At 61.6% G+C, this 276-nt stretch carries 1 protein-coding gene; it reads left to right on the top strand.

Translation table 11 applies throughout. From position 1 onward, the window contains the following. Window positions 1–276, top strand: a 276-nt coding sequence (locus AAEY83_RS14615) for a methylenetetrahydrofolate reductase (RefSeq protein ID WP_351059994.1), incomplete at both ends; no start/stop codon positions are given.

The raw sequence follows: 276 nt of genomic DNA, 5'->3' as shown, positions 1-276 counted from the left end.
ACCCAGTACTTCTTCAACGCCGACAGCTACTTCTACTTCGTCGACCGTTTGCAGGCGCTGGGCGTGGATCTGCCGATCGTGCCGGGGATCATGCCGATCACCAACTACAGCAAACTCGCGCGCTTCTCCGATGCCTGCGGTGCGGAAATCCCGCGCTGGATCCGCAAGCAACTGGAAGCCTACGGCGACGACACGCGAAGCATTCAAAGCTTCGGCGAACAAGTCGTCAGCGAAATGTGCGAACGCCTGCTGCAGGGCGGCGCACCGGGGCTGCAC

Source organism: Psychrobacter sp. TB20-MNA-CIBAN-0197 (genome assembly GCF_040309765.1).
GTDB lineage: Bacteria > Pseudomonadota > Gammaproteobacteria > Pseudomonadales > Moraxellaceae > Psychrobacter > Psychrobacter submarinus.
Note: the sequence above shows the minus strand (reverse complement) of the source record. Positions and strands in the feature narration are given on the sequence as shown.